Below are 12,628 nucleotides of genomic sequence, written 5' to 3' on the forward strand. Positions count from 1 at the left end.
TCACCCGGATAACCGTAGAAACCCCGGAGTCTTTGCACTTCCGGGGTGTTGATTATGACCGATAAGGTGTGGTGATTTCCCGCAACGCTTTTTCCGCGCGATACAGCTCCTCCAAGCAGGAGCGGAACCAATCGGGATCCCCTTCTCTCAAGCATTGCGCCTGATGGAACAGTGCGTCCCGTTCCCTTTTTCGATCGCCGTTTTTTCGTGCCCATTTCACAGCTTCGCGGTAATGATCAACCGCTTCCTTCGTTTCCTTCCGCAGACGGTAATAATTCCCCATGGCCATCAGAGCGTCTGCATACACCGGCGAATAGGGGTGTTGACGTCCCAATTTGAGCGCCTGTTCAAGTTGCTCCCTCGTTTGCTCCCATTTTTGCCGTGCCATGTACAACAATCCCAACTGAGTATAGGCTTTCAGGATCATCTGTTGATCACGAAGACGGTTTTTTAACCGGAGGGCGAGGCAATAACAAAGTTCGGCATTTTCCCAATCCCGGTTTTGAAAATATACGTTTCCGAGCAAAGTCCATAAATAAAACGCACGATCATACTGATGATTCAAACGTGCAATTTCCAGTCCCTCAAGAGCGCATGAAATCGCATCATCCGACAGGCGTTGTCGAAGAAGCAATTCCGTCCGCAATTCGTAAGTTTTCAAAACGGTGGGAACGTGATGAATCCGGGGCAGGTCATGCCACAGGGTTTCCACGGTTTGAAACGCTTCACCGGTCCGGCCCAACCGATCCAGGCATGCAGCCTTGTTGACCAAAAGCAGGTAGCGGAGCTGGCTTCGTTCGCCGTCTTGATGGAAAGCAGACAAACCGTTCTCAAAATATTGCAATGCCTGCTCATAACGGTGCTGGTTGAAATAGACCGCCCCCAGCTCACAAAAGGCGGCTGCTTCCAAGTTGTATTTTTGTTGCTCGGGTTGTTGCCCGGTCAGCCGGATCGCATTGAACAGCAACCGTTCAGCTCTGCGCAAGTGACCCTTGGTTATATAGCACTTTCCCTTGAGGTAATATACGGCCGCGGCCAAATCATGGGTATCGTCCAATGACAATTCGTCGATTCGTTTCAATGCTTCATCGGCATGTCCGAGATCGTGCAATGTTTCGATGGAGGTAAGGCGGAATCGCAGGCGTTCCAGTTCGTGGCGTTCTTCCTGGATCAATTTGGGTAATGCATCCAGGTCCAAATCCAACTTGGAGAGCAGGTAACGGATTTTATCGGGATGAACGTGCGGAATGCCGCGCTCGATATTGCTGATCGTAGCAGGGGAAATGTTGTCGTCGGCCAGATCTTCCAAGCGCAGTCCGCGCTTCTTTCGTATTTTTCTTATTACATCACCGATTTTGTCTATTTGTAGGGACTGCAATCCGATTTCTCCTCCTATCTCTTCCTCTGTACTAATCCCCATGGTACAACAGGCATACTTTCCAGGGAAAGAGACAGAAGAAATTACCAACCACCATTTGGAATTTTTGGTTGGTGTTTGATGGTCCGATAGCAGGACAAGCGCCCGATCAGAGGGGAAGAAATCTAGAGGGGTTGGCTGGGAGGTGTGCGGCTGTTTATGATTCAGGCACTTCTTCCAACCATTTCAGAGCTTTTTCCAACCATGCAATATATCCTTTTTCCCGTTCCATTGCCCTCGTCAGTACCAAATAGTGACCAAAATGGGGGGAACGCGCAACGGGATCTGTCATTTTCTTTTGTAACTCATCAAATCTTTTTTCCAGAAAGGCCAGTTTCTCTTTGCGCTTGTTAAACTGATCCCGAAAGAGGTCCTTCGCTTCATTCGGTGACATGGAAGACACGAAATAAGCCTTCAACATAAATTCATCCTTGACTGCGGGAATGGGACCGAAATGGGTCAACCATTCGTGCAACTCTTGCTTTCCATCGGGTGTAATCGAGTAGATTTTTTTCTCCAATTTGCTTCCCTGAATGACGGTTTGGTATTGAATCAGCCCTTCGTCCGTCAGTTTTTTGAGTTCGGGATAAATCTGACTATGCTTGGCACTCCAAAATTGTCCGATTTCTCCTTCCTTAAATTGGTTGGCAATATCATAGCCACTTAATTCTCCTTTATCCAATAAACCCAAGATGGCGTATTTCAGTACACGCATCAAATCAACCCCCACTCATCCATCGATTGACATGATTATATCACATGTACTATATTTTATACATGTCAATATTGACATGTATAAAACAACATATATGACGTATGGATCTCCCGATCAAATCCAAAAGGAGTGATGATCATGACTTCGAAATGCCAATCTGATGACGAATTGAAGGGGATGATCGGCAAACATTTGATCTACACCTATGATAACGGTTGGCAATATGAGTTTTATGTGAAGAACGCCGATACGATCGACTACCGGATTCACAGCGGAATGGTCGGTGGCCGTTGGGTGAAAGATCAGAAAGTGCACATGGTCAAACTGGCGGATCATGTGTTCAAGCTTTCGTGGCATGAGCCGACGGGAACCAGCGTCAGCCTTGCGGTGAACTTGAGTGACAGAAAACTGCACGGCGTCATCTTTTTCCCGCGTTGGATCATCGAGGCGCCGGAAAAAACGGTTTGCTATCAGAACGAGCATCTGGACCTGATGCGTCAGTATCGTGATGCGGGGCCGACCTATCCTGTCGAGGTAGTGGATGAATTTGCCACCATTACGTTTGTCGAGGATTGTGGCCCTGATCGGGAGGACGTGATCGATTGCCCGCCGAGTGAGCTGCCGGCAGGCTACGCGAGCCGAAGAAACTGAGCAAGTGAGATGACCGGTGAATCGGTGATGCGTACGTTCATGAAACCACTTCATGGTCATGTACGCAGCAACCCCCCTCTGCATGTGAGGGGGGTTCATGAGATGACAAAACAGGGCTTCCCCTTTTCTGCTCCAGTAAATAAAAAAAGAATGGGGATCGAGAGAATCAAAATCGATTACTTCGATCTTTTTGCGTACAGACGACATTAACTCATATATTTTCGGATCCACGGCTTGATATCGTCGATCGGAATCGCAAAACCGATGCTCTGCGACGGATAAATGATCAAGGTGTTGATACCGATGACTTCACCCTGGATGTTGATGAGCGGACCACCGCTGTTTCCCGGATTGATGGCCGCGTCCGTTTGAATGACGTTCCCGTAATAGCGGTTGGCTACCTGCAGTGGCCGGTTTTTTCCGCTGATGACCCCCACGGTGACGGTGTGATCCAGTCCCAGCGGGTTACCGATTGCAATCACCCACTCCCCCACTTCCACAGTTTCGGCACTCCCCAAACGAAGCGGCTTCAACGGATAGGGCGTTTGTACCTTGATCACCGCCAGATCGCGTTCTTCGTCGGACCAGACTCTCCGAGCTGGTAGAGAGCGTGTGTTTCCGTCCAATTTGACCGCGATTTTGTCGGCGTCCCGAATGACGTGTTCATTGGTGACCAAATAGCCGTCGGGGTGAATGACAAACCCCGTTCCGAAATGACGGGGAGGAGGATCGCCGGAGACGGAGGACCACCCCGGAATCAGCATACTCAGGATATGCTCTTCCAGATTACGCGGTTTCTCTTCGGTGATGATCGATACGATGCCTTTGCGCACCCGTTTGACCACTTTTACAAAATAATTGGCCGGGTGCGCCGCCGAAGAGGCGATCGGTTCCGTACGATGCAGTCGGATTTTGCGTTGCATGCATTCCAGCTCCTGTTCGTCCACTTTCCGGTGGATTGTGGTATATAATATGAACAGGCAGGGCTGAAGTGCAGGGGCAAATCCCCATTTTTCTTGAGATGAGGAGGAAGCGATGAAACAGACAGGATGGAAAGGTTATGTGGATTGGAATGGAGAAATGTGGCTGGCCGACTCCGAAGAAAAAGACGGTTTCAGCTCGATTTGGAAGGTGAAGCAAGTCCTGCACAAGGAGCAATCCGAATTCCAGGAAGTGTCGGTGATTGAAACGGTGGGATTCGGCCGTGCCTTGGTGCTGGACGGCATCATTCAGACAACGGAGCGGGACGCCTATATCTATAATGAGATGATCACACACGTGCCGTTGGCAACCCATCCCCAACCCAAGACGGTGTGCATCATCGGTGGCGGGGACTGTGGGGCGGCCAGGGAAGTTGTCAAGTATCCGACGGTGGAACGTGTGGACATGGTGGAGATCGATCCCAAAGTGGTGGAAGTCAGCAGGAAATACTTGCCTGCCGTGGCCGGGGAAGGAGAACCGGACCCGCGCATCCGTTTTGTCTATGACGATGGAGCCGCCTTTATCCGTTCGCACAAGGAAGAATACGATGTCATCATTGTTGATTCATCCGATCCGGTTGGGCCGGCTGCGGTATTGTTCGAAGAGCCGTTTTATCGTGATGTGTACACCGCGTTGAAACCGGACGGGTTGATGGTGTGCCAGAGCGAATCGCCGGTTTTCTATCCTCATGTCTTGAAACGCGTCCGGGATACGCTGCAATCGATGTATCCGGTGGTCCGTACGTATTTGGCAACAGTACCGACGTATCCGGGCGGAATCTGGAGCTTCACGCTGGCGTCCAAACAGGCTGATCCGTTGCAAAGCCCACCTGATCGGCTGCGTGATGAGGACACGAAATATGTTAACCGGGATATTTTCCGCAGTTGTTTCGTTCTGCCGAACGACGTCCGGAAATTTGTGCAGACGGGTTGATCATATCCATCCTCCCCTGTCTATATACATGAAGCAGACGGTACAGGCAGGGGAGGAAGATTGATGAACAATCGGTGGAAGCGATGGTTTCGCTCTGTGCTGACTTATCTGATTATCGCTGTGGCGACGGTCTTGTTGATGATCTATTACGAACAGGTCCAAACCAAGAACTATATTGACGATTACCAGCAATTGGGCGGCAGCAAAGTGATCAATGACATTTCGGATACCTACAAGCTGATCATCGAGCACTACTCCAACTACAAGTTGAACCGGGAATTGAAGATCAAAATCGTCGACAGGCTGAATCGGTTGAGTGCCCAACTGCAGGAAGTGGACGAGCGGATCAACACGCGGGAAATAGACCGTCGGGTGGACTTTTCGTTTGTTTACCATGACATCAAATTGGTGAATCTTGCCTTGTCCGATGCGTCCAAAGACGATGTCGTGCCGGTCATCGTCTTGCATGCGATGGAAGGGTTGGGAGATTTGAAAAGGGAGATCACCTATATTCGCTACCATTGATAAGGGCGTCGGAGGAGAAATGTAAACCTATTAATTCCAGTCGGTTGACATTGGTCAACGGCTTTTTTTATGCTTAAAATCGTGCAAACGATCTTGGAATGTCGAGGTGTTCAACCGTGTCCAAACGTGTGTTGACCGTTCGTAATATGGCGTTGGCAGCGATGTTTACCGCCCTGCTGGCCATCAGCGGACAAATCCGCATTCCGCTGGAACTCGTTCCAATCACTTTGCAGACGTTGGTGGTGATGTTGACCGGTTCCCTTCTGGGAGCACGAATCGGCGCGATCAGCATGATCGTGTTCATTCTGCTGGTCGCATTCGGTGCTCCGATTTTGTCCGGCGGTGCTGGCGGATTGGGGGCTCTTCTTGGTCCGACCGGCGGATATGTGCTCAGCTGGCCTTTGGCCGTGTGGGTGATCGGTTGGTTGACGGAGCGTGCGCCGCGATTGCGGGTGTGGAATCTCACCTTGATTCACCTGCTGGGCGGCGTGTTGCTGGTATATGCGGCAGGGGTGGCATGGTTGGCGCATGTGATCGGTTTGGGATGGAAAGCGGCTGTTTTACAAGGGGTGTTGCCGTTTATCGCCGGGGATGTCGCCAAGGCGGTGGTGGCCTCATTTGTCACATTGGGCGTGATTCGTGCATATCCGGCGATTCGGCCCCGCAAATAAAAACGTCCGCCAGAAGACGGACGTATCAGACCTGAAGCGGCAGCGTCGTAAAGCCGGCATAACGTTCGACCAATGGTATAAAGCGTTTATCCAGAGGTACAATGAGGTCGGTGGCACCTCGGTCGTATTTGCCGTTCCGGTTGATTACCCGCAATTGCTTCACTGTGATTTTGTAGTAATGGGTGGAAAAATCGGCGTCGACGATCGTGTCGCCGGCCTTTTCTTTTGTTTGGCGGTAAGCAGTCAAGCGAAACGGCACCATCCCGATGATGTCTTCCAAGCGTACTTGGTACGAGGTATGCGGTTTTTGAAAGATCAGTTCCTTGGTCGTAATCGTGCATCCAAAATCATAGCGTTTTTGAGAAAGGAGGAGTTCCCCCTCCATTTTTTTGATATTTATAAAATTAGAGTGTCGCAATGAATTCACACCCTTTAAGATCGTGTTTCGATCTTTCTTATTGTACCATATATCGGTGAAGAGTGCAGTGAAAGGGGGAAAACGGATGGAGGCATTCATCCGGACAATGACCGATGTGCGAGCATTGCTGAAACGGTTCGGAACCATCATTTATACGGGGGACGAATTGGGAGATCTGGATTTGATGGAAGACGAGCTGGCCGAATTGCACCACTGGGGGATGATCGAAACGTCGGAATACATGGCCGCCCTCAGGGTCATCCGTCGGCGCAGATCGGAGCTGACAGGGTAAAAGGGTATAAGTATGCAAATATTTTGTATCTGTGGAGATGTATTTCTTTTTTTAAGTCAATTATGGTATTATGTCTCTAGATTTGATCAAATTGTGTCATCATAATTATGCAAAGCATACACCGCATGATCGCGTTTCCATATTTATTCATCAGCAAGGGGGTTGCCAAATGAATCCGTGGTTGCGGAAAAAATCCATCGAGCAGTTACAAGCGGATGGATTGAAAGAAACCGGTCTCAAGCGTGTGTTGGGGCTGGGCACGCTGACCGCCATCGGGCTTGGCGGCATCATCGGTGTGGGCATCTTCGTGTTGACGGGAGTGGCGGCGGCCAAGCATGCCGGTCCGGCGGTGTTGCTTTCCTTTATTATCGCCGGTTTGGCCAGTGCGGCAGCGGCATTGTGCTACGCGGAGTTTTCCGGATTGATACCCGTTTCTGGAAGCGCTTACACCTACAGTTACGCTGTGTTGGGTGAGTTCGCCGCTTGGATGATCGGATGGGACCTGTTGTTGGAGTACTCACTGGTGGTGTCTGTCGTCGCCATCGGTTGGTCCGGTTATCTGCAGTCCATATTGGAGCAAATCGGCATTCATTTGCCGGTATGGGCCAAGGGTGCGCCCGGTACGGGTGAGGGACACGTGGTGGATCTTTTGGCGGCACTGGTGAGCTTGGTGATTGCCGGTCTGCTTACCATCGGTCTGGAGTGGGGTTCCCGGTTCAACTCACTCATGGTGGCCATCAAAATCGGGATCATCCTGGTGATCATTGGCGTCGGCAGCTTCTATGTCAATCCGGATAACTGGACCCCGTTTATGCCGTTCGGTTTTGACGGCGTGTTGCAGGGCGCGGCGCTCGTCTTCTTCGCGGTATTCGGTTACGATACGTTGACAACAGCCGCGGAAGAAGCGAAAAACCCGCAACGGGATCTGCCGCGGGCAGTGGTTTTGTCTTTGGTGATCGCCATGATTCTGTATGTGGGAATGTCGCTCGTTTTGACGGGTATTGCATATTATACGACTTTGAACAATCCGGCGCCGGTGTCAAAAGCCTTCACAGACCTCGGATTGAAATGGATTCCGGCAATCATTTCGGCCGCAGCCGTGGCGGGGATCACCAGCGTGTTGTTCTCCTTCATGCTGGCGGCAGCCCGCGTGTGGTTTGCCATGAGTCGTGACGGTCTGCTGCCGAAATGGTTCTCCGGTATCCATCCGAAGTTTCGCACACCGCATCGTCCAACGCTGGTCATTGGCGTAGTGACGGCGTTGGTGGCCGGATTTACGCCGATTGCCCAAGTGGCGGAGCTGGTGAACATCGGGACCTTGTCGGCGTTCATTCTGATCTGCGCTTCGATTATGGTTCTGCGGGTGAAACGCCCTGATCTGGAGCGTTCATTCCGCACACCGTTGGTCCCGTTTGTGCCTTTGATCGGCATTTTGTTCTCCGCCTGGTTAATCATCAGCTTGCCGCCCATCACCTGGATCCGATTTTTGGTGTGGCTCGCAATCGGTATCGTTTTGTACCTGGTCTACGGGATGAGAAAAAGCGTATTGGCACAGCAATCGAGACAAGAAACGAAATAACTTGTGCATGACGAAGGGGCGCCGAAAAGCGCCCCTGGTTTCATGTCAACGGGAGACGGCCGAGCTGACCCGGTAATATGCGGGCAATGTTTCCTCGTAACGTGCAATCTGCTCTTCATATTGCAGCGTCATATCGATGTCGTCCAAGCCGTTGATCAGACAGTGACGTCGATATTCGTCCACCTGGAACGGGATGGAAAGGCCGTCTTCATCCGTTACGACACATTTCTCCAGATCGACCGTGAGTGAATACCCTTCTTTGGCTTCCGTACGTTGGAAGAGTTCCTCCACGTTCTCTTCTGACAATTTCACCGGCAACATCCCGTTTTTGAAACAATTGTTGTAAAAGATATCGGCGAAAGACGGGGCGATGACCACGCGGAATCCATAGTCCAAAAGTGCCCACGGCGCATGTTCACGCGAAGAGCCGCAACCGAAGTTGTTTCGCGCGAGCAGAATGGATGCCCCTTGATATCGCGGCTGGTTCAGCACGAAGTCCGATCGCGGTTGTCCGTCATCGTCAAAACGCCAGTCGTAAAACAAGAATTGCCCGAATCCGGTCCGTTCGATCCGTTTGAGAAACTGTTTGGGGATGATCTGGTCGGTATCTACATTGGCCTGATCCAGGGGTGCCACGATTCCCGTATGCCGAATGAGCGGTTTCATTGGGTTACCTCCTTTTGTCGGATATTTTCAGTTTCCCATTCCCTGATATCAACGAAATGCCCGGCGATCGCTGCTGCAGCGGCCATCATCGGGCTGACCAAGTGAGTGCGTCCGCCCCGGCCCTGCCTTCCTTCAAAGTTGCGGTTGGAGGTGGAGGCACAGCGTTCGCCCGGTTGCAGTACGTCGGGGTTCATCGCCAAGCACATGCTGCATCCCGCTTCACGCCATTCAAACCCGGCCTCGGTGAAAATCCTGTCCAACCCTTCCGCCTCGGCTTGCCGCTTTACTTGTTGTGATCCCGGCACCACCATCGCGTGAACGTGCGGAGCCACTTTTTTTCCTTTGACCACGCTGGCGGCGGCGCGCAGATCCTCGATTCGGGAGTTGGTACAGGAGCCGATGAACACTCGGTCGATCCGAATGTCGGTGATGGGTGTCCCCGGTTTGAGTCCCATGTATTCCAAAGCGCGACGTGCTGATTTGCGCTCTGTTTCCGTGGGGAAAGAGTCCGGGTCCGGTACCGCGCCGGTAACATCGACCCCCATGCCGGGACTGGTTCCCCAAGTGACTTGCGGTGCAATGGTGCTGGCGTCGATTTCGACCCTGCGATCGTAAACGGCACCTTCATCGGTTCGCAACTCTTTCCACTCCGCCACGGCCCGTTCCCAATCTTCCCCTTTGGGGGCCAGGGGTTTGTCTTTCAGATAGGCGAACGTCGTTTCATCGGGGGCAATCATGCCGGCGCGCGCTCCCGCCTCGATGGACATGTTGCAGACAGTCATCCGTTCTTCCATGGTCAACGCACGGATGGCTTCACCGGTGTATTCAATGACCGTTCCTGTCGCACCGTCGGTACCGATGCGGGCGATGATGGCCAGGATCAGGTCTTTGGCGGTTACGCCGGGTTGCAGTTTACCCTTGACATGGATCTCCATCGTCAACGGTTTCGCTTGAGGCAGGCACTGTGTAGCCAGCACATGCTCCACTTCGCTGGTCCCAATCCCGAATGCCAGTGCGCCGAAAGCGCCGTGGGTGGACGTATGACTGTCCCCGCAGACGATGGTTTTGCCGGGGAGTGTCAGCCCCAGCTCGGGCCCGATCACATGGACGATTCCTTGTTGCGGGCTGTGTAAATCATAAAGGGAGATACCGAACTCCTGGCAGTTTTTGGCCAGTGTCTCCATTTGTTTGGCGGAAATGGGATCGGTGACGGGAAGCGAGCGGTCGGTTGTGGGCACATTGTGATCCATCGTGGCTACGGTCAAGTCGGGTCTTCTCACTTTCCGACCGGACAAGCGCAATCCCTCAAACGCCTGTGGTGACGTGACCTCGTGGATCAGATGAAGATCGATGTACAACAGCGCGGGTTTGCCCGGTTCCTGGTGAATCACATGTCGATCCCATACTTTTTCGAACAGTGTTCGTGGCTTCATAACCTGACACCTCATTTCGTGAAAAGTGTGGATAAAGTCAGCGGGACACGTTCTTCCCCTGCCCGTTGTCGTGACGGGACAATCAATCCGCGGGAAAACGGTCCCTGTCGATCGAATGTTTGACTGCTGATATTGTTCCTATTTTAACAAAGTTTCTCACAATGGCAAGCGCTGATATGGGTTGTTCACGATTTGTTGAAAAAAACGCTTTTCATAGGCAAAAAAAGGAAAACGCCTCCCGACCAGACGTTTGTGTGAAGGCGGGAAGCGGTTTTTCCTTGGTGAAACTTTCTGACTCATGAATGATCCGGACACATGAAAAAGGCTTGTCTTCCTCAAGGTCACGATATATTGGAACCGTTGTTGACAGTCGGTGGATGATGACGCTTTTTGCGAACACGCCACACGATCAACAAAATCACGGCGATGAGGATGATGGCGCCCCAGCCCAACGGATTGGGAAACTCCGCTTCCATAAAGATGGGGTTGTCTTGTCCCGGCTTCAGGTTCCACGTCAAGGTTTTTCCGCCGTCGGTGACATTGTCCGCATTGTGGTTGTCCGGTGCGATGGGCAACGTCAGCATCAATTTCAAATGCAGGAGTTCACCCAGCGATTCACCCAGAAACGAGCCACCCAGATCTTTCATCGAGCGCAGATCGACATGGGTGTCGACACGGAATTTCAGTGTGAAAAACCCCGGATCAAAGTCAAAAACGGGTTGGCCGGAACGGCCGTTCTGCGGTGCGGCATCGGTGGAAACGGCCGCCAAACTGGCGGACGGTTGATTGGGCAACAAGTCTTTGAACATATTTTGATCCGGCGGTTCTTTCAATACGTTGTCCACGCGCTTTTCGGCCACCCAGCCTGTTTGGTCCCCTTCATTCACCGTTTTGACCTGGTATCCTTTTTGTTGGAGACGGTCTTTGATCGGGGCCATCTGTTCGGCCAACAACGGGTTGGACAGCAGTTTCAGCTGATAAACACCGGAACCGTCGGAATTAACAGTGATGTGCATGGTGGCGTTCACACAACCGGTCAACAGCATGATGCACACAATCGTCACCATCATCCATACGTAGCGCGAGCGTTTTGGTTTCATCGCTTCCTCCCTTTCTCGCTGATTCCGAAGTCTGTACAATAGAAAAAGACCGTGAACATGAACATCTTAACATAAAAACGGACCAACCAAAGGGTAACCGTGTCAGGATTCGCAAAAATCTCAGAAAAGGAGCAAAAAGAAAATGCAACAGCTGAATCGATCCGATCGCCGGCAATTGGAGTCGCTGACGAAACTGATACCGGTTCCGGACGGGACATTGGAGCAACAAGCGAGAAACCATATCGACCAATTGACCAAACCGCCGGGTAGTTTGGGCTTGTTGGAGGAGATGGCGATCCGCTTGGCGGGCATCACGGGTGAACAGATTCCCGACATGAACAAAAAAGCGATCGTCGTCTGTTGTGGAGACCACGGTGTGGTGGAAGAGGGGGTAACGGCCTATCCCTCCGAAGTGACGGAGAAAATGATGGCCAACTTCGCGGCGGGAGGAGCGGCGATCAATGTGATCGCCCGGCAGACCGGGGCAGATGTCTATGTGGTGGACGTGGGCAGTCGGGCGAGGTCGGTTCCCGACGGCGTCATCGACTGCAAGATACGTCCGGGTACGGACAATATGGCATCCGGCCCCGCCATGTCACGCGATGAAGCGGTTCGGGCGATGATGGCGGGTGTGGATGTGGCCAGACGATTGAAACAGGAAGGCGTCCGCGTCATTGGTGTGGGGGAAATGGGTATTGGTAATACAACACCGGCCACAGCCATTGCTGCGGTAATGACTGGCAGTCCGGTCAACCGGTTGACGGGACGCGGCGCCGGAGTGGACGACGCGGGAATGCAACGAAAGATCTGTGTCATCGAGCAGGCGATTCGCGTCAACCGGCCGGATGCGCAAGACCCCGTGGATGTGTTGGCCAAAGTGGGCGGGTTGGAGATTGCCGCGATGGCGGGGGTGATGTTGGGAGGAGCGCTGGAGCGCATGCCGGTCGTGATCGACGGGCTCATTTCCACCTCTGCCGCGATGATCGCCGCCGGTTTGACCGAACGGGTGAAGCCGTATTTGTTTGCCTCCCATTTGTCTGAGGAGCCGGCACATCGCATCCTGTTGGAGAAGTTGGGATTAACGCCGCTGGTTCACGCCCGGATGCGACTGGGAGAGGGAACCGGTGCGGCGCTGTTGTTTCCGTTGATGGAGACAGCCGTGGCATTGATGCGGGAGATGGCCACCTTTGCCGATTTGGGTTTGGAGGGACCTTAATCCGCTTATGCGGTGACCTTTGTCGATAAAG

General features: G+C 52.4%; 14 protein-coding genes. 7 read left to right on the plus strand and 7 right to left on the minus strand.

Going from position 1 to position 12,628, the window contains the following annotated elements:
- Positions 1-52: 52 nt before the first annotated feature.
- Positions 53-1,378: a helix-turn-helix domain-containing protein gene (locus tag JQC72_RS04925; protein WP_205493385.1), complete on the minus strand. Its 1,326-nt coding sequence runs from the start codon at positions 1,376-1,378 to the stop codon at positions 53-55.
- 196 nt (positions 1,379-1,574) lie between these two features.
- Positions 1,575-2,132 (minus strand): PadR family transcriptional regulator, encoded by a 558-nt coding sequence (locus JQC72_RS04930; RefSeq protein ID WP_205493387.1) that lies wholly within the window; start codon positions 2,130-2,132, stop codon positions 1,575-1,577.
- A 168-nt stretch (positions 2,133-2,300) separates the two neighbouring features.
- On the opposite strand from JQC72_RS04930, the gene JQC72_RS04935 reads away from it, so the two are divergent.
- On the plus strand, positions 2,301-2,783 hold the full coding sequence (locus JQC72_RS04935; RefSeq protein WP_205493563.1) for a phenolic acid decarboxylase: 483 nt from the start codon (positions 2,301-2,303) through the stop codon (positions 2,781-2,783).
- A 206-nt stretch (positions 2,784-2,989) separates the two neighbouring features.
- On the opposite strand, the gene JQC72_RS04940 is transcribed toward JQC72_RS04935, so the two are convergent.
- Complete coding sequence (locus JQC72_RS04940; RefSeq protein ID WP_205493388.1) at positions 2,990-3,706, minus strand: S1C family serine protease; 717 nt, start codon at positions 3,704-3,706, stop codon at positions 2,990-2,992.
- Positions 3,707-3,818: 112 nt separating this feature from the next.
- Here JQC72_RS04940 and speE point away from each other — a divergent pair, with 112 nt between their 5' ends.
- From speE to JQC72_RS04955, 3 genes are all read left to right on the plus strand, one after another.
- Positions 3,819-4,697 carry a polyamine aminopropyltransferase gene (gene speE, locus JQC72_RS04945; RefSeq protein WP_205493389.1) on the plus strand — a complete coding sequence of 293 codons (879 nt, stop codon included), beginning with the start codon at positions 3,819-3,821 and terminating at the stop codon, positions 4,695-4,697.
- A 63-nt stretch (positions 4,698-4,760) separates the two neighbouring features.
- Positions 4,761-5,222 carry a hypothetical protein gene (locus JQC72_RS04950; RefSeq protein ID WP_205493390.1) on the plus strand — a complete coding sequence of 154 codons (462 nt, stop codon included), beginning with the start codon at positions 4,761-4,763 and terminating at the stop codon, positions 5,220-5,222.
- A gap of 116 nt (positions 5,223-5,338) precedes the next feature.
- The gene (locus JQC72_RS04955; RefSeq protein ID WP_335342396.1) at positions 5,339-5,893 is read left to right on the plus strand and encodes a biotin transporter BioY; all 555 of its coding nucleotides are present in this window, start codon (positions 5,339-5,341) and stop codon (positions 5,891-5,893) included.
- Positions 5,894-5,918: 25 nt separating this feature from the next.
- On the opposite strand, the gene JQC72_RS04960 is transcribed toward JQC72_RS04955, so the two are convergent.
- A complete protein-coding gene (locus JQC72_RS04960) occupies positions 5,919-6,311 on the minus strand; it encodes a hypothetical protein (RefSeq protein WP_205493391.1) in 393 nt (130 codons plus the stop codon).
- 85 nt (positions 6,312-6,396) lie between these two features.
- Here JQC72_RS04960 and JQC72_RS04965 point away from each other — a divergent pair, with 85 nt between their 5' ends.
- Both JQC72_RS04965 and JQC72_RS04970 read left to right on the plus strand, forming a co-directional pair.
- The gene (locus JQC72_RS04965; RefSeq protein WP_302104508.1) at positions 6,397-6,603 is read left to right on the plus strand and encodes a YqgQ family protein; all 207 of its coding nucleotides are present in this window, start codon (positions 6,397-6,399) and stop codon (positions 6,601-6,603) included.
- A 169-nt stretch (positions 6,604-6,772) separates the two neighbouring features.
- Positions 6,773-8,182 (plus strand): amino acid permease, encoded by a 1,410-nt coding sequence (locus JQC72_RS04970; RefSeq protein WP_205493392.1) that lies wholly within the window; start codon positions 6,773-6,775, stop codon positions 8,180-8,182.
- A 45-nt stretch (positions 8,183-8,227) separates the two neighbouring features.
- Here JQC72_RS04970 and leuD read toward each other — a convergent pair whose 3' ends face one another.
- The 3 genes from leuD to JQC72_RS04985 all read right to left on the minus strand — a co-directional run bounded on the left by leuD (position 8,228) and on the right by JQC72_RS04985 (position 11,381).
- The gene (gene leuD / locus JQC72_RS04975; protein WP_205493393.1) at positions 8,228-8,848 is read right to left on the minus strand and encodes a 3-isopropylmalate dehydratase small subunit; all 621 of its coding nucleotides are present in this window, start codon (positions 8,846-8,848) and stop codon (positions 8,228-8,230) included.
- The gene (leuC, locus tag JQC72_RS04980) at positions 8,845-10,281 is read right to left on the minus strand and encodes a 3-isopropylmalate dehydratase large subunit (RefSeq protein WP_205493395.1); all 1,437 of its coding nucleotides are present in this window, start codon (positions 10,279-10,281) and stop codon (positions 8,845-8,847) included. The genes leuD and leuC overlap by 4 nt, the downstream gene beginning before the upstream one ends.
- Positions 10,282-10,622: 341 nt before the next feature.
- Positions 10,623-11,381 (minus strand): DUF3153 domain-containing protein, encoded by a 759-nt coding sequence (locus JQC72_RS04985; RefSeq protein WP_205493397.1) that lies wholly within the window; start codon positions 11,379-11,381, stop codon positions 10,623-10,625.
- 142 nt (positions 11,382-11,523) lie between these two features.
- Between JQC72_RS04985 and cobT the strand changes: the two genes are divergently transcribed.
- Entirely contained in the window at positions 11,524-12,597 is a 1,074-nt protein-coding gene (gene cobT / locus JQC72_RS04990; protein WP_205493398.1) for a nicotinate-nucleotide--dimethylbenzimidazole phosphoribosyltransferase, read from the plus strand.
- Positions 12,598-12,628: the final 31 nt, after the last annotated feature.

The sequence above is a fragment of the Polycladomyces zharkentensis genome (assembly GCF_016938855.1).
Classification (GTDB): Bacteria; Bacillota; Bacilli; order Thermoactinomycetales; family JIR-001; genus Polycladomyces; species Polycladomyces zharkentensis.